This is a genomic window from Paenibacillus melissococcoides (genome assembly GCA_944800085.1).
Classification (GTDB): domain Bacteria; phylum Bacillota; class Bacilli; order Paenibacillales; family Paenibacillaceae; genus Paenibacillus_B; species Paenibacillus_B melissococcoides.
The window spans coordinates 423224-439911 of the sequence record CALYLO010000006.1; the positions used below are offsets into that span (position 1 = coordinate 423224).

Annotated in this window: 13 protein-coding genes; 10 read left to right on the forward strand and 3 right to left on the reverse strand. The window is 59.9% G+C overall.

Annotation, left to right across the window (positions count from 1 at the left end; translation table 11 throughout):
• Positions 1-33 precede the first annotated feature (33 nt).
• Both ftsW and OCY70_RS22335 read right to left on the reverse strand, forming a co-directional pair.
• Positions 34-1284 (reverse strand): putative lipid II flippase FtsW, encoded by a 1251-nt coding sequence (ftsW, locus tag OCY70_RS22330; protein ID WP_213427071.1) that lies wholly within the window; start codon positions 1282-1284, stop codon positions 34-36.
• A 12-nt stretch (positions 1285-1296) separates the two neighbouring features.
• Positions 1297-1647, reverse strand: a complete 351-nt coding sequence (locus tag OCY70_RS22335) for a YugN family protein (protein WP_213427070.1) — start codon at positions 1645-1647, stop codon at positions 1297-1299.
• 278 nt (positions 1648-1925) lie between these two features.
• Here OCY70_RS22335 and OCY70_RS22340 point away from each other — a divergent pair, with 278 nt between their 5' ends.
• The 9 genes from OCY70_RS22340 (at position 1926) to OCY70_RS22380 (ending at position 11163) form a co-directional block, all read left to right on the forward strand.
• Positions 1926-3110, forward strand: coding sequence for a M20 metallopeptidase family protein (locus tag OCY70_RS22340; RefSeq protein WP_213427069.1), 1185 nt, complete (start codon positions 1926-1928; stop codon positions 3108-3110).
• A 56-nt stretch (positions 3111-3166) separates the two neighbouring features.
• A complete protein-coding gene (locus tag OCY70_RS22345; protein WP_213427068.1) occupies positions 3167-3595 on the forward strand; it encodes a CBS domain-containing protein in 429 nt (142 codons plus the stop codon).
• Positions 3596-3700: 105 nt separating this feature from the next.
• On the forward strand, positions 3701-5386 hold the full coding sequence (locus OCY70_RS22350) for a DNA repair helicase XPB (RefSeq protein ID WP_261945178.1): 1686 nt from the start codon (positions 3701-3703) through the stop codon (positions 5384-5386).
• Positions 5346-7325: a helicase-associated domain-containing protein gene (locus OCY70_RS22355; protein ID WP_213427066.1), complete on the forward strand. Its 1980-nt coding sequence runs from the start codon at positions 5346-5348 to the stop codon at positions 7323-7325. Before OCY70_RS22350 ends, OCY70_RS22355 begins: the two co-directional genes overlap by 41 nt.
• 26 nt (positions 7326-7351) lie before the next feature.
• On the forward strand, positions 7352-7804 hold the full coding sequence (locus OCY70_RS22360) for a YlbF family regulator (protein ID WP_168182948.1): 453 nt from the start codon (positions 7352-7354) through the stop codon (positions 7802-7804).
• 33 nt (positions 7805-7837) lie between these two features.
• Entirely contained in the window at positions 7838-8101 is a 264-nt protein-coding gene (locus OCY70_RS22365; protein WP_213427065.1) for a YlbG family protein, read from the forward strand.
• Between the two features lie 460 nt (positions 8102-8561).
• Positions 8562-8999, forward strand: coding sequence for a hypothetical protein (locus OCY70_RS22370; RefSeq protein WP_213427064.1), 438 nt, complete (start codon positions 8562-8564; stop codon positions 8997-8999).
• 311 nt (positions 9000-9310) lie between these two features.
• A complete protein-coding gene (locus tag OCY70_RS22375; RefSeq protein ID WP_213427083.1) occupies positions 9311-10225 on the forward strand; it encodes a selenium metabolism-associated LysR family transcriptional regulator in 915 nt (304 codons plus the stop codon).
• Positions 10222-11163, forward strand: a complete 942-nt coding sequence (locus tag OCY70_RS22380) for a PHP domain-containing protein (protein ID WP_213427063.1) — start codon at positions 10222-10224, stop codon at positions 11161-11163. Before OCY70_RS22375 ends, OCY70_RS22380 begins: the two co-directional genes overlap by 4 nt.
• 448 nt (positions 11164-11611) lie before the next feature.
• Here OCY70_RS22380 and OCY70_RS22385 read toward each other — a convergent pair whose 3' ends face one another.
• Positions 11612-13447, reverse strand: a complete 1836-nt coding sequence (locus OCY70_RS22385; RefSeq protein ID WP_213427062.1) for an Rqc2 family fibronectin-binding protein — start codon at positions 13445-13447, stop codon at positions 11612-11614.
• 220 nt (positions 13448-13667) lie between these two features.
• On the opposite strand from OCY70_RS22385, the gene OCY70_RS22390 reads away from it, so the two are divergent.
• Positions 13668-16478: a calcium-translocating P-type ATPase, SERCA-type gene (locus OCY70_RS22390; RefSeq protein ID WP_213427061.1), complete on the forward strand. Its 2811-nt coding sequence runs from the start codon at positions 13668-13670 to the stop codon at positions 16476-16478.
• Positions 16479-16688 lie beyond the last annotated feature (210 nt).

Genomic DNA, 16688 nt, shown 5'->3' on the forward strand with positions numbered 1-16688 from the left:
GGTATGGGCATCAATGCATGGGAACAAAAAAGACTACACGGACCGAAGCGGCCGGTAGTCTTTTTTGTTGGAACGGCGGGGGACCGATTGACCGGTCTCCTTCTTCTGCTGCACGCGGTTGTATTCCCGCGAGACGCTGAGCAATATTCCGACGCTGACCATCGTAATGAACAGGGAAGATCCTCCGTAACTAATGAACGGCATGGTGACCCCCGTAATCGGAATTGTGCGCGTGACGCCGCCGATATTGATGAAGGCCTGAACGGCGATGATGCCGACAATGCCTATGCTTACGAGCGTGCCGTAAATGTCCGGGCAGCGCAGCGCAATCAGGATGCCGCGCCAGATGAAGCATATATAGACGAGCAAAAAGATGACGGTTCCGATAAAGCCCAATTCCTCCGCGATGATCGCGAAGATAAAGTCATTGTACGGATAAGGCAGGTACAACAGCTTCTGAATGCTCTGCCCGAAGCCGGCTCCCGTCCAGCCGCCATGCGCGATCGCCTTCAAGGAATGGAGCAGATTGTAGCTGGCCGCCTGCGAATCGTGGAACGGATCGAGCCAGGATTGCACCCGGGCCATCTTGTAGCCGCCCGACAGCTTGTCCGGCATGAACAGCATGCTCAAGCCGAGCACGACGAGCACGCCGACGATGCCGACGAGCAGGCAATTCATAATATGCTTCAGGTTCGCTCCTCCGGCGATGACGATAACTCCGGCGCATGCCGTCAGTATCATCGCGCCGCCCATATCGGGCTGCAGCATAATCAGGCCGACGACGAATCCGACAATGATCATGACCGGGAACAGTCCGGTGCGGAAGTCGCGGAATTTCTCCCCCTTCTTGGCGATCAAGGCCGACAAATACAGCACGACCGCGATCTTCGCCAATTCGGTAGGCTGAATGCCTAGGCCGCCAATATTTAACCAGCTTCGCGCTCCGTTCACATTCTCCGCCGCGAACGGGACGATAATTAGCATGAGGACAGTGACTATGAATAACGGAATGAACAGTATTTTGTAGGCCGTATAACGGATGTTCATGGCGAACAGCATAGCCACGAAGCCTAAGCCAGCCCACATCAGCTGCCGCTTGGCGAAGTAGAAGGAATCATAATCATACCTCGAGGATACGGCAGCCAGACTTGAGCTTGAACTGAATACCATCACGACGCCGAACCCGACAAGCAGCAGGGTCAGCACCAGCAGAATAAAATCAGGCGATCCCTTGCCCGTGCTTGGCGGGTTCTTCGATTGACTGGGTCTGTGCGGTCTGTTCAAGGGAATGTACCTTTAGGCGCTAAGAAGCGCTTGCTTCAGCTCATTCAGCTTCTGGGCGGCATTATTCACGATCGGCTGCGGGATCGGAGCTTCGTAATCCAGTCCATGCGGGAAGGAGGCTCGGCCCATGTATACCGCCTCGATGGCGAGGATCGTATCGGGCTTCTCCAGCTTCCCTTCCTTCACGCGGGTATTGATGCGCAGAAAGTAGTCTTCGCCGTTCTTCTTATCTTCAATTTTCAAATCGTATGTAGACCGGTAATATTCCCACTGCCAGCGGATAAAACCGAGATTCTCCGTTACCTCATCCAGGTAGGCCAGATCCGATTCGAGGCCGATGAGGCCGGTGTTGTCAATAATCATGCATCTATTCCTCCTTCATATCGTTCCTATTCATCTTCATCATGTGCAATCGGTTACCTCTTACTCATGATAGTATGTTTCCCAGGCTTGCGCAAGACATCGCTTGCGGGGGAGCGGATTGTTCAAAATTGAGGCAAAGGCGGCATCGAACGAATCGGACGGCTTGAAACGGAGCAAAAGGGGCCTCGCAGATCCGGCTTTTATGGTACAATATAGAAAACGTTCACAAACGGATAAGGATTTCGGAATCTAATCATGACAGATAAGGGGAATGGCTTATGATCAATACGACCGCACCGGTGTGGAAGGCATCATTGGCCTCCCGCTATGAGGAGACTGTCGCTTGGCGGCGGCATTTGCACCGGCATCCCGAAGTGTCTTATGAGGAAAGGCAGACCGCGCTGTTCGTCAAGGAGAAGCTCGAATCGTTCGGCCTGGAGACAACGGCCGGCGTGGGCGGTCATGGCGTGGTCGGCCGCCTGAAGAACGGCGCCGGCCCGGTTGTCGCCTTGCGCGCCGATATGGACGCTTTGCCCATACAAGACGAGAAGACATGCGAATATGCGTCGACCGTGCCTGGCGCAATGCATGCGTGCGGCCATGACGCGCATACGGCGACGCTGCTGTCCGTCGCCCGCGCGATGGCGGAGCACCGCGAAGGCTGGAGCGGGGAAGTGCGGTTTGTATTTCAGCCGGCCGAGGAAGTCAGTCCCGGCGGAGCCCAGGCGATGATTAAGGAAGGGGCGCTGCAGGGCGTCGGTCGGATGTACGGCGTCCATCTGTGGACTCCGATCCCTTCCGGGATCGTGGCGGTGCGGCCGGGACCGATGATGGCGGCGGTGGATGACTTCTACCTGACGGTATACGGCCGCGGCGGGCATGGCGGCATGCCGCATCTGTGCGCGGATGCCGTTGTCATCGGCGCCCAGCTCGTGCAGCAGTGGCAGACGATCGTCAGCCGGACCGTGTCGCCGCTGCAGCCGGCCGTCGTCTCCGTCGGGGCGCTGCAGGCCGGATCGACGCAAAATGTCATCGCCGACCGCGCTGTTTTAAAAGGAACGATACGCTCCTTCGATCCGGCGGTCCGCGAGCTGCTGCGCGAGCGGTTCGAGACGATCCTTCAGCATACGTGCGCGATGCATGGCGCGGAATATGAGCTGGAATACCGCGTCGGTTATCCGGCCTTGGTCAACCATGAGAGCGAGGCGGAGCGGGTGCGCCGCGTCGCGGCAGGCTGCTTCGGTGCGGAGCGCGTGCAGGAGGCGGATATGCTGATGCCGGCCGAGGACTTCGCCTACTATATGAAGGAAGTTCCGGGCTGCTTCGTGCTGGTCGGAGCCGGCAATGGAGAGGCGGCCCGCTACCCGCATCATCATCCGCGCTTCGACATCGACGAGCCGGCGATGCTGACGGCAGGCGAGCTGTTGGCGGGGCTGGCATGTGACGCGCTCATGAATCCGTAATCCGGCATAATTCAGACGCATAACGGTTATCCTAATGGTTGAACAGGAGGATGATTATGCCAAACATTGAGAACATTATGACGGATTCCATCGTCACCTGCACGGCGCAGGACAATATTTATGAAGCCGCAGTCAAGATGAAGCAGCACGACACCGGGTTCATTCCGATCGTAGACGGCGAACGCCTCATCGGTGTCCTTACCGACCGGGATCTCGTCATCCGCGCGATGGCCGAGAAGCACCCTGGCTCCACTTCCGTCCGCGACGTGATGACGGAAGAAGTGATCTCCGTGGGCCCGGAGGCCACCATTGATGAGACGGCGGAATTGATGGCCGACCACCAAGTTCGGCGTCTGCCGGTTGTGCAAGACGGCAAGCTGGTCGGCATCGTATCGCTTGGGGATCTTGCCGTACACGTGCATTTCGCGGATGAAGCGGGAGAGGCGTTAAGCGAGATTTCCGAACAATCGCCGTATACGCATTAGGCAAGGTTGGACGGCGCAAGTTCATCCTCTCTTCCGAGACGGATGAACTTTTTTGTGTTGCAGGACAGGAAAGGGGATAGAGGATTGGCTCAGGCATCTTTTCGAATGGTGGTACAACAGGATTGCACGGTGCTGGTGAACGAGCGGAGCCCGGACTATCCGGAGATTCGGGCGGCCGTGCAGCGGTTCGCCGAACTGATAAAAAACCCGGCGGGCATCCATACGTTCCGGATGACGCCGATCACGCTGTGGAACGCGGCCGCGAACGGCGCCACGGCCCAGTCGGTCGCGGAGACGCTGGATCGGTACGCGACCTACCCGACGCCCATCAAGGTCAAGCAGGAGATCGAGATGTGGATGGGAAGGTACGGCCTGTTCATTCTGGAAGGGGAGGATAAAGAGACGCACTTCACCCTTCGCTCCGAGGATGAAAAGACGCTCGAACGATTCATGCACGACGCGGAAGTCGGCACGCTGTTCTCGGGCCGGCCGCAGCAGGGCCGGGTGCTCGTCCATGCCCGCCACCGCGGGCGGCTGAAGCGGGCCCTTGCGCGCGCGGGCTATCCTGTCATCGACCATTTGGGCTTCCGCGATGGAGAGCCGCTCTCATTTCGGCTGGAAGAGAGCCCATCCTTCTCCCTGCGGCCTTATCAGCAGGATGCGGTCGCGGCCTTCATCGGGTCGGGTACGCGGGCGGCCGGCGATGGCGTCATCGTGCTGCCCTGCGGAGCGGGCAAGACGATCGTCGCCCTGGCGGCGATGACGGCGCTGCAGAGCGAGACGCTCATTCTTACCTCGAACGCGACGTCGGTCAAGCAGTGGAAGGAAGAACTGCTGAAGCGGACGACCTTGAAGAGCGAGCATGTCGGCGAATATACGGGCGCGGACAAGCAGGTGCGCCCCGTGACGATATCCACCTATCAGATGATGACCTACCGCCAGCAGAAGGACGGAGAGTGGAGCCATATGCGTCTCTTCCATGAGCGCGACTGGGGGCTCATCATTTATGATGAGGTCCATCTGCTGCCGGCGCCGGTGTTCCGGACGACGGCGGATCTGCAGGCGACGCGGCGCCTCGGCCTGACCGCGACGCTCGTCCGCGAGGATGGCTGCGAGCGGGACGTGTTCTCTCTCATCGGACCGAAGCGATTCGAGCTGCCATGGAGACAACTCGAGGAGGCCGGCTGGATTGCCCAGGTGACCTGCACGGAGGTAAGGGTTCCGCTCCCCGCGGCGACCCGCATCGCTTACCAGCAGTCCGGATTGCGCGAACGGGCGCGCATCGCGGCGGAGAACGGGGCCAAAGTTCCGGTCGTCCGGCAGCTCATCGCGCGCCACCCGGGCGCGCCGACGCTGGTGATCGGGCAGTACTTGTCCCAGCTAGACACATTGGCCGCAGCCTTGCAGGCGCCGGTCCTGACAGGGCAGACGCCGCAGGCCGAGCGGCAGCGTCTGTATGAGGCGTTCAAGCGGGGCGAGGTGCCGGTGCTTATCGTATCGAAGGTGGCGAACTTCGCCGTCGATCTGCCGGACGCGACCGTCGCGATTCAAGTATCCGGCAGCTACGGCTCCCGGCAGGAAGAAGCGCAGCGGCTCGGCAGGCTGCTGCGGCCGAAGAAGGACGGGCGGATGGCCTACTTCTATACGGTGGTCAGCGAGGCGACCAAGGAGCGGGATTACGCGCTCAAGCGGCAGTTGTTCCTGGTGGAGCAGCGCTACCGCTATCTTATCGAGGAGGGAGAAGAGAACCTTGAACACGAATCAGCTGTTGAAGCGGACGGAACCGGATGAAGCCTCGGCGCCCCGCCGCTGCTGGGAGCGTTATGCGCAGCGGCCGGAAGCGATTCGGGACGAATTCCGGTCGCTTTCGCCGCCGCTGCGGGTACCGCTGGTGATTATGTTGAAGCAGGCAGGCCCGCTCCCGTTCACGGTGGACAAGCTGCTGAGCTGGCATGGGCCGCAGGCGGCCGGAGCGGCGCTGCTGGCCGCTTGCGACCCGCTCGCGGAACGCGGCTTCGTGGCAAGCGTCAAGCGGGCGTGGGGCGAGCGCCTGCTCTTCCTGCCGTCGGATATATACGTTCACCTGCTGGGATGCCTGCTGGACGAACAGCTCCAGGCGGAAAGCGTTCAACCGGGACGGCGGGAGCCAGAGGACAGGACGACGGGACCGGAACCGGAAGGCTATCTGTCCGAAGCGGGACGGGGCATCGTCTTCGGCCTGTTCTCCCTGCTCGCCTTCGCGGCGAAGGAAGGGCTGCCGCTGACGGCGAAGGGAACGCTTCACAAGCGTGCCGTCACCCGGCTGTCGGCGCTGAATCCATGGGCCGCAGCGGAGCTTCCGAATGATATGGGAGCGCAGCATCCGTTCGCCGACGCGCTGCCGCTCCCGCTTGCCCTGGTCATCGATATCGCGCTGCGCTACGAGCTGCTGAAGAAGGAGGCGAACCGGTATGCGGTGAACGAGCCGGAGCTGGTCCGGTGGCTGCGCCTTCCTTCGTCGGTCTGGAGCGAAGCGGTGATGTCCGTGGTGGAGGAGCATTATTTGCCGGCGGATGCGCAGCTGCGCCATCTCGCGCTGGCGGTGCGCCTTATCGGAGCGGACGGGGCATGGCATGGCGAACGGGAGGTCATTGCGCGGCTGAGACGCCTCGGCCTGCTGGACGCGGAGGACCGGGCGGAGCGCCAGCTTCGGAGCTGGCTGCGCACCTTCCACGCGCTCGGCTTCTGTCATCTGGCCCGGCCGGAACAGGGGGACGTGGAGTGGGCTTACCGGCTCGCGGCACAGGACGCGGCGGAGGGGCCGGGATTTTTCATTCAACCGGACTTCGAAATCTTGCTTCCCGCCGCGGCCCCGTTCTATCTTCGATGGGAGCTGGAAGCGATCGCGGAATGCGTCCGCACCGATCAGATGGATGTGTACCGGTTGACCAAAGCGTATTTCGAGCAAGGGGTGGAGCATGGGCGGACGATGGCGTCCGTCTTGCGCTTCATGGAGGCGCATGCCTGGACGGGCGTGCCCGAAAATATTCAGGACGCGATGGAGCTGTGGAGCTTGCAATACGGCCGCGTCCGCTTCGCCGAAGTGATGCTGCTTCGCTGCGAGGACAGCGCCGCCGCGGCGGAAGTGAAGGAAGCGCTGCTCCGCGAACCTTCCGGCCTGGCCGGAATCGAGCCGATCGGGGAACGGGACTTCATCGTCGACCGGGAGCGCGTCCGCGAGCTGGGACAGACGCTGGACAAGGCGGGAATCGCGCCTCTCCGCCAATGGGCCGGGAAGGAGGAGACGGACTCCATGATATCGGTGTGGGAGGAGGCTTCCGCCGACTTGGGAGCGTCTCCGGAGGAAGCGGGGAAAGCAATGGTTTACAGTCCTTCTCCGTTGCAGTATTATGAAATGGAAACCGAACCGCTGCTTGGTGAAGATATGGCGGCGCCTTATCGGGAGGTGCCCGGCCAATGGACAAGAACGCTGCGTTCCTATCATGCTTCCACACAGAAGGATTTGGTGTCGATGGCCATTCGGCTCTTGACCCCCATCGAGGTGGAGCAGTCGGGGCAGCGCGCCACGCTTATTCCCGTTAGCATCCGGGACGGAGAGAAGGGAGCGTGGCTGTTGGAAGCTTATGATGCCGGCGAGGGAGACGCGGCTGAGCTGAAGACATGGTCCCCGGCCGATTGGGAACGGCAGCGGCTGGTGCTTCCCGCAGGTTGCCCTGGATCAAGCCGGTAATTTTAGATAGAATTGAGCGTGATAACATGTCAGTAGGACAGTATGAATCCGTTGTCGACATGGCCGTTCTGCTCACGAACGCTTACCAATTGGGCGATATGATTAACCAGTCGGCGGAAGTAGCCGAATATCTATATTGGAAAGAACGTATGGAGCAGAACGCGGAGGTCAAGCGCCTCGTTCGCGAATTCGCTCGCAAGAAGGAACTGTTCGAAGAGACGGAGCGCTTCGGGCATTTCCATCCGGATTATCACCGGGCGAAGGATGAAGTGATGGCCGTGCAGGCACAGCTGGACGCGATTGACGAGGTGGCCCGCTTCAAGCAGGCGGAGCAAGCGCTGGACGAGCTGCTTCATGGACTCTCAGAGGTGATTGCCCATGCGGTCTCCGATACCATCAAAGTACCCGGCAACGATCCGCTGCCGTCAAAAGGCTGCGGAAGCGGAGGATGCAGTGGCGGCTGCAGCAGCTGCTCTTAGCCAGCCTTCATTCGGGGGAAAGCGAGGAGAATTATGTTTCCTGAACGAACGGGATATATTATATGGGTCACCGATGTGAAGGCGGCCCGGAATCTGGATAAATACGGAACGCTCCACTACATTTCTCGCAAAATGCATTATGCCGTTCTGTATGTCAACTCGGATCGAGCCGAGGATACGATGAAGAATATTCGCCGGTTGAATTATGTCAAAAGAATTGAACGCTCGTACCGGAACGAAATCAAGACGGAATATAGCGGGGAGACGCAAGACAAGACCCAATATTTCGGAATGTGAGGGCATGGATGGATACAGACCTATTCCTACTAACGGAATAGGTCTTTTTGTTACTGCCCGACGAGCTTGTGCGCGCTCCGTTCGGGGGAATGCCCGTCTTGTGCAGCGAAACCTTGATGCTGCCGACTGTCCAGACGCGTCCGAGATCACTCTCGAGATGCGGTCGAGATCGCCCTCGAGATGCAGCCGAGATCACTCTCGAGCTACGGCCGAGATCGCTCTCCAGATGCGCCCGAGATCACTTTCCAAACGCGTCCGGGAAGGGCTGATTCGTTGAACAGAAACGGACACGCCACCAGAAAAGGTTGGAGAATGTGTCTTTTTTGGAACACTTTGTTAATATTGCGCTAAAACCGGCCTGGAAAGCTTGGTGTGAACTTGAGAACGGGTTGCGCTTCATGTAATATATTGGGTAAATATACATAGACAAAAAGACCTAACGTGGTGGAGAGTGGTACCAGTGAGAGATAAAGTCATGGAACGATGGAGCACGTACGAACCTTTTTATGTCTTGTTAGGGGAGAACAAGGTGGCTGATATCGTCATCACCCATCATGCCAGATCCCGCTGGGTAGATCGGATTTCCAAGACAGATGCCGATACCGAATCGATCGCCGCGTTTATTTGGGATTGTCTGAAGCAGGACCGAATCGCTCCTTACTACCGCAACGAGCAGGACGTGTTTCTGATTGACGGAGACTTGGTCGTGGTCGCGGAATTCACTCCTTCCGATCGGGATTTCGATCTGGCGGGGGAGCCGATGATGAAGATGATTGTCATAACGTTTCTTGGCAAAATGTCGGAGACGATGGAACTGCGGGATTTGAAGACATACTACTCCTGGCTCCGTCATTCCCGCCGCATGACGCTCGTGAAGAACAGCCGCAAGCGCAAGTAGCGGGAGCGCTTCCGAAGCGCGCCGCATAGGCAGCTCTGTACAACATACGCCATTCCATAGGAGGCCGTCCCTGTCCGGGGACGGTCATTTTATTGCGGCGGCAGGCCGAGAGCGGAAACGGCGGACGGTACGGCTCGGCCCGAGCCGCGCAGCCGCCTGCCCGCCGCGCTATCGGACGCCTCCGCTGCGCAGCCGCCTGCCCCGCCGACTGTCGCCCGCCCCGGGGCGGGGCTTTGCGGGCAGTCTTTCTAATGTTCGCTCCCGTTGGAGTATAATGAGGGAGAGAGTCCATGGGAGAGGATGAAGGACGCATGGGGTTGAGTTTCCATCAGCTTCATATTTTCTATACGGTCGCCACGCGAGGGAGCTTCTCCGCGGCGGCCCAGACGCTGCATATGACCCAGCCCGCGGTGACGATGCAGATTCAGGCGCTTGAGGAATATTTCGGCACGAAGCTGCTGCACCGCTCGACGAAGAAGCTGAATCTGTCCGAGGCCGGGCAGAAGCTGCTGCCCTATGCGAAGCGTTGTCTCGATCTCGTCCGCGAGACGGAAGAGATGATGTCCAACTATACGCTTGATCTGCAGGGCAGATTGAAGCTGGCCGCCAGCCTGACGATTGGCGAATATGCGCTGCCTCATCTGCTTGGCGCGTTCGCGAGGCAGCACCCGCAGCTGGATATCCAGCTTCAGATTATGAACACGTCCCAGATTGTGGCCGGCGTCCGTTCGCAACAGCTGCATCTCGGGCTCGTCGAGGCTCCGGTGACGGAGACGGACATCCATGTCGAGGCGGTGATGGAAGACGAGCTTATGCTCATTACCCCGCGCAATCATCCGCTCACGAATGCGGAGAAGGTTCGGCTCGAGGATGTGATGCAGTATCCGTTCGTGCTGCGGGAGACCGGATCGGGAACGCGCATCGTGATGGAGGAGGCGCTGCGCGCGTACGGGGCCGATCCCGCCAAGCTGCGGGTCGTCATGGAGCTGGGCAGCACCGGCGCGGTCAAATCGGCCGTGGAGGCGGGCATCGGCATTACGATGCTCTCGCCTGCCGTCGTCCGCCACGAACAGGCGCTCGGCCTGGTCCATGTGCTCCGCATCGAGTCGCTTCGCATCAAGCGGCAGTTCTATGCGGTGCATGCCCAAGGCGGCCTGCTGTCGCTGCCGGCAACGACCTTTATGACCTATTTGCGTACCCGACAAGAAAAGGAGTGGTTGCCATGACCGATTCACAACATGTTACCTCCGCTTCAGCGGATGCGGAGCAGCCGCGGCTGGCCGCGATGGAAGGCGCCGGCGGTTCCCCGGTCCGGACAGGAGGAGCCGATCTGCACACCCATACGGAGGCTTCCGACGGAATGACCCGGCCGGAAGAGAATGTCCGCTTGGCGAAGGAGGCCGGGCTTGAAGCGTTGGCCATTACCGATCATGACACGGTGGCCGGCATCGGCGAGGCGCTCGCCGCCGGCCGGCGCTTGGGCATCGAGATTGTCCCCGGCGTCGAGATCAGCACGGTGGAGGAGGGCATCGATATCCATGTGCTCGGTTATTTCGTCCGAGTGGAGGACGAGCGGTTCCTGCAGCGGTTGAGCGAGCTGCGCGCGGTCCGGGACCGCCGGAACGAGATGCTGATCGCGAAGCTGAACGAGTTGGGCATTCCGCTGACGATGGAGGAGGTTCTGTCCGGCCTCCGCCGTCCGCTGTCGCCGGGAGAGACGGTAGGCCGCCCGCATATCGCGGACGCTCTCGTCCGCCGCGGCGCGGTGCGCGACATGCAGGAGGCGTTCGAGCGCTATATCGGCGTCGGCGGGGCGGCTTACGTCAATCCGCCGCGCATCCGGCCTGGCGAGGCGGTGCGCTGGATTAAGGAAGCGGGAGGCGCCGCCGTGCTCGCTCATCCGGGCATCTACGGCAATGACGAGCTGGTCGCCCGGCTGCTGGATGAATCGCCATGGGACGGCATTGAAGCATGGCATTCGGATCATTCGGCCGCGGACGCGGAGCGGTATTTGCAGTTGGCGGAGCGGCACGGCCTGATCGCGACCGCCGGCTCGGACTTCCATGGCGCGCGGCAGGGGAAGGTGTTCCACGGCGCGCTGGGCGGCCGGCGCGTCGGGCTGGATACCGTCCGGCGCTTGCGGGAGCGAAGCGGGCGGGATTGACCCTTTCTTCGTTGCATCTTCTGCAGCAGGCAATCCTGCGAAAGTACAGTATTTTTCAAGGGGAACGGCCGATTTGGAGGAAAATCCTGCTAAAGTGCAGGAATCTCCGCCTATTGAGCCCTGACGCGTGGTTGAGACGGGGAAAAGATGCAGTTTTGCAGGAATCGTTCGCCGCGCATCTGCACTGTTTTGAAAAGATGTAATTTTGCAGGATTTCCGCCACCGCCGCCGCTTCTTTAACATGACTGTCCCGGACATGCTCCAAACTTGCTGCAGACTTGGCCCAGACATGCTCGGGATCGGCAGGATCATCGTCCCGGAAGGATCGTCTTCTCCCGAAAACGGAACCAAATGCGGAGCCGCAACGCAGACATGAACGAGAACAAACAAGACGCCTGGAATGAAGGAACCGAATGGTTCCATCTCCCAGGCGTCTTGCTTTGCTTGCTCAACCGCTCGTCTTGACCGAGACCGGAAGCTGTCCGACCCGATCCGCGTCCGGCGTAATGAACAGCGTCTTCTGCCGCTCGTAGATGACGAAGCCGGGCTTCGCCCCGTTCGGCTTGCGGACATGGCGGATGAGCGTATAGTCGACGGGGACGAGGCTGGAATGCTTGCCCTGGCTGAAATAGGCCGCCAACTGGGCCGCTTCCTCCAAGGTGGCGTCCCCGAACCGCTCGCTCCGGATGACGACATGCGAGCCGGGAATGTCCTTCGTGTGGAGCCAGGTGTCGTTCGGCTGGGCCAGCCGGTTGGTAACATACTCATTTTGCAAATTGTTTTTACCCACATAGATCGGTATGCCCTCGGAGGAGGTGTAGCAGTATACCGTTGGCCGCCCGTCTTTTTTCTTGCGCTTGCCCTTCCTTTCCCGAACGCGCAAATAGCCTTCCTGAACAAGCTCCTCCCGAATCTCCTGCGCATCCTGCAGATTGGCTCCCGCAAGCTGATGCAGCAGCATCTCGAAGTACCGGTTCTCTTCCTCCGCCGCGCGCATCTGCTCCTGCACGACGGCGATGCTGTTCTTCGCCTTGTTGTATTTCTTGAAAAAGCGCTGCGCGTTGTCGGAAGGCGAGAGCAGCGGGTCAAGCGGGATCGTGATCATGCCTCCCTCCTCATCATAGTAATTCGGAAGCTCGACCGAAGCGTCTCCCTTGCGAAGCATATGGAGCGAGGCGAACAGCAGCTCGCCCATCACCCGGTAGCGGTCCGCATCCTTCGCTTCCTCCAATGTCGCTTGAAGCTTCTCCAGTTTTTTCGCGTTTTTGTCATGCTCCTGTTGGAGGAAGCGGGCCAAGTCGCCTACGCGCTGCTTGATCATGTCCCGTTCGGCCTTGTCGCCATAGAAGGCCTCCATGCAGTCGCTCATCGACTCATATTCCGTGCGGGTCCCCTCAATATGCGTAAGCGGCAGCGCCGAGAAGTAGGATTTGCCGGCTTCATCCTCGACGAGCGTCGGCTCGTAACGATGGTCCCGCACCTGTTCCATGATGCGGGAGAAGGCTTCCCACAGCGCCGGACCATCAAGAAGCCTGTCCGCGTCCGCATCCGCTTCCGCCCGGCCCGCGCCGGCGCGGTACACCATCTCCTCCGCGAGCCGGGGGCTGATCCCGGAAAAGCGGCTCACGAGCCACTTGGAAGCCTGCTTGGCCGGGAGGCCATGGCTCGTCCCGGCTTCGCCCAACGCCGCGGGAGCTTGATCCGCGGCGGGCCCTCCAGCGGCGGCTTCCTCCCACCATGCGAGGAACTGCTCCGCGTCCGTCTCGAGCGGATCGGCCTTATGCTGCTCCGGCGGAGCCGTATAGGCGAAGCCCGGCATGACGATGCGGTAGCTGCTGATGGCCGGGGTCACATGGTGAATGCCGTCCACGATGGCGGCGGTCGCCGCATCAAGCAAAATAATATTACTGTGGCGTCCCGTCAGCTCCACGACGATCGTTTTGATTGCTTCATCCCCCAGCTCGTCCCGTTGGCGGACGCGGAAGTGCAGGATCCGCTCGCTGCCGATCTGCTCCACTTGCTCGATAATGCCGTTCTCGCAATATTTTCGCATGAGCATGCAGAACATGGGCGGCTCCGGCGGATTGGTGAAGCTCTCTTCGGTAAAATGCACCCGCGGGTAGGTGGGGTTCGCGGACAGCAGCAGCTTGCGGTTCCGTCCCGCTGTCCGGATATGAAGCACGATGTCATGTTCGGTCGGCTGATAAATTTTATGAATGCGCGCGCCGATGGTCTGCCGCAGTTCATGCGCCAGGGCGCGGGTAACGATTCCATCCAATGCCATATTGATTGCTCCTATCCTGCGGGGCCGGGGTCGGTCTCCCGCTCATTTGCCTTATCTCCCTATGATGCCATATTTTTGGACAAAACTTAAGAGTTCCGTGCTCACATTGGGATATTTTCTGACTCGTCCGAATAAAGTTACCCTGAAGACCGTTTCTTTGGACGAGTCGGATTGTCCCGCCAAAGAGGGCCATCTTACGGGAGGAAAGGGGAACGTACCAATGGATCAATTAAAATGGCACCAGTCAACGGCCGAAGACTTGCTGAACACGTTGGGGGTCCACGCCGATCAAGGCTTGACTGAGGAAGATGCGGCGGCGAGAAGGGAGCGATACGGATCCAACGAGTTGTCGGCAGGGCGGCGCGTTTCGCCGATAACGTTATTTTTGAATCAATTCAAAGATTTCATGGTGCTCATTTTGGCGGGGGCGACTCTCGTCTCGGGCATGCTCGGCGAATATTTGGACTCGATTACGATTATCGCGATTATTTTGCTGAACGGCGTGCTTGGATTCATTCAGGAGTTCCGGGCCGAGCGCTCGCTGACCGCCTTGAAGCAGCTATCCGCGCCGACGGCCAAAGTGATGCGCTCCGGCACGGTAAGCCACATTCCTGCCAATCAGCTCGTTCCCGGCGATATCGTTCTGCTGGAGAGCGGCGATCGCGTTCCGGCCGATATTCGCTGGGTGGAGACTAATAGCTGCTATGTCGAGGAATCGACCCTGACGGGCGAATCGGTTCCGGTCAGCAAGCATCATCATCGGATTCCGGAAGCGGATCTGCCCCTCGGAGATCAGAAAAATATTGGCTTCATGGGCACGATGGTGACGCGGGGGACCGGGAAAGGCGTCGTCATTCGCACGGGAATGGATACCGAGATGGGGAAGATCGCTCATCTGATCGAAAATACAGAAACGATGGATACGCCGCTGCAGCATCGGCTGGAGCAGCTTGGCAAGATACTCATTATCGTGGCGCTTATCCTCACCGTCATGGTCGTCGTTGCGGGCATCATGCACGGCCAGCCCGCCCTTGCCATGTTCCTGGCCGGGGTCAGTCTGGCGGTGGCCGCCATACCGGAAGGGCTGCCGGCCATCGTGACGATTGCGCTGTCGCTTGGAGTCCAGCGCATGATCAAGCGCAAGGCGATCGTGCGCAAGCTGCCTTCGGTGGAGACGCTGGGCTGCGCCTCCGTCATTTGCTCCGACAAGACCGGGACGCTGACGCAGAACAAAATGACGGTGACCCGGATGTGGCTTGGCGGACGTCTGCTGGAGGTGACCGGAGAAGGCTTCGAGCCGCACGGTCAAGTGTGCGAGAAGGGAAAGCCGATTGAGCTCAAGCATGATCAGGAGCTGCGCCGCTTCCTGCAGATTAGCGCGCTCTGCAACAATGCGAGCCTGACGGAAACGTACCCGGAGGAGATGCGTTCGGCGAGAGGGGGGCGCAAGGGGGACAAGGCGGCCGAACCGGAAGATCTCAAGGCCGTCTGGAACGTGACGGGCGATCCGACGGAAGGCGCGCTGCTCGTCCTCGCGGCCAAGCTGGGCATGACGCCGAGAGCGCTGCAAGGCATGTACGAACGGACGCAGGAGTACCCGTTCGATTCCGAGCGCAAGCGGATGTCGGTCGTCGTCACGCATCAGGGAGGACGCCACATCTTGACCAAAGGCGCGCCGGATGTGCTGCTGGACCGCTGCAAATATATGCTGTGGGATGGCAAGGTGGTGCCGTTCACGGGAACGCTGAGGCAGAAGGTGCTGGCGGAGAACGAGGCGATGGCGAAGCAGGCTTTGCGCGTGCTCGGCCTGGCGTACCGCGAGCTGAAGCCGCATGAGACAATTCATGATGAAGCGGAAGCCGAGTCCCAACTCGTGTTCGTCGGACTGGCCGGCATGATCGATCCGCCGCGCCGCGAAGTGCGCGAAGCGATCAGCTTGTGCCGCCGCGCCGGCATCAAGACCGTGATGATTACGGGAGATCATCAGACGACGGCGGAAGCGATCGCGAATCAGCTCGGCATCATTCCCCGGGGCGGCATGAGCGTGAACGGGGCTCAACTTGCCGGGATGGATGACGAAGCGCTGGACAAAGTCGTCGATAACGTCTATGTCTATGCCCGCGTGTCGCCGGAGCATAAACTGCGTATCGTCAAATCATTGCAGCGCCAAGGCCATGTCGTCGCGATGACAGGCGACGGAGTGAACGACGCGCCGGCAATCAAGGCCGCGGATATCGGCATCGCGATGGGCGTGGCCGGCACGGATGTGTCGAAGGAAGCTTCGTCGCTTATTCTGAGCGATGACAACTTCGCCACCATCGTCGCCGCCATTGAGGAAGGGCGCGGCATCTACGAGAACATCCGCAAGTTCATCCGCTATTTGCTTGCTTCCAATGTAGGCGAGATTTTGGTCATGTTCCTGGCGATGATGATGGGGCTGCCGCTGCCGCTCGTGCCGATTCAGATTTTGTGGGTCAATCTCGTGACCGACGGGCTGCCGGCGATGGCCCTCGGCGTCGATCAGCCGGAGAAGGATCTGATGGAGCATCGTCCGCGTTCAGCGAAGGAGAATATCTTCGCCCGCCGTCTCGGCTGGAAAATCATCAGCCGCGGCATTCTTATCGGCGTCTGTACGCTGATCGCGTTCTGGCTGACGCTGCAGGTCGATCCCGGCAGCGCCGCCCAGCTGACGAAGGCGCAGACGGTCGCCTTCTCCACTTTGGTGCTTGCCCAACTGATTCACGTCTTCGATTGCCGGAGCTCGCGGTCGATTTTCCATCGCAACCTGTTCCAGAATAAATATCTGGTGCTCGCCGTGATCTCCTCCTTGATTCTGCTGCTCGGGGTGCTGTATATCGAACCGCTTCAGCCGATATTCAAGACGGTTCCGCTCGGCTTCCGGGAATGGGCGATTACCTTCGTCATGGCCGGGATACCGACCTTCCTGCTCGGCATCGGCTCGGTGATGAGCGGCCAGAAGAAGAAGCCTTCCGGCGGCAGACCCGCTTATCCGAAGCGTCATGCGGCATAACCATAGTATTTTTATTCATTATGCGGTATGATGGTAGGAAATGGACCGGAGGACGCTGCGCGGCCGCCGTGCCGGCATCAGTCCGGGCGCATAAGCTGTGAACTGCACCGATGCACTGAAGACGCTCCCGTCGGAGCGTCTTTTATTTCAAGAAGCGCCGTTTCTTGATAAAATGGGGTAGATGACGCAGACATAGAAGATTGGGAGAAG

Coding starts and splice junctions, on each gene's coding strand:
- OCY70_RS22360 (WP_168182948.1), top strand. CDS start 7,352: ATGTCAGTAGGACAGTATGAATCCGTTGTCGACATGGCCGTTCTGCTC.
- OCY70_RS22375 (WP_213427083.1), top strand. CDS start 9,311: ATGGGGTTGAGTTTCCATCAGCTTCATATTTTCTATACGGTCGCCACG.
- OCY70_RS22335 (WP_213427070.1), bottom strand. CDS start 1,647: ATGATTATTGACAACACCGGCCTCATCGGCCTCGAATCGGATCTGGCC.
- OCY70_RS22350 (WP_261945178.1), top strand. CDS start 3,701: ATGGTGGTACAACAGGATTGCACGGTGCTGGTGAACGAGCGGAGCCCG.
- OCY70_RS22345 (WP_213427068.1), top strand. CDS start 3,167: ATGCCAAACATTGAGAACATTATGACGGATTCCATCGTCACCTGCACG.
- OCY70_RS22385 (WP_213427062.1), bottom strand. CDS start 13,447: ATGGCATTGGATGGAATCGTTACCCGCGCCCTGGCGCATGAACTGCGG.
- OCY70_RS22365 (WP_213427065.1), top strand. CDS start 7,838: ATGTTTCCTGAACGAACGGGATATATTATATGGGTCACCGATGTGAAG.
- OCY70_RS22390 (WP_213427061.1), top strand. CDS start 13,668: ATGGATCAATTAAAATGGCACCAGTCAACGGCCGAAGACTTGCTGAAC.
- OCY70_RS22380 (WP_213427063.1), top strand. CDS start 10,222: ATGACCGATTCACAACATGTTACCTCCGCTTCAGCGGATGCGGAGCAG.
- OCY70_RS22340 (WP_213427069.1), top strand. CDS start 1,926: ATGATCAATACGACCGCACCGGTGTGGAAGGCATCATTGGCCTCCCGC.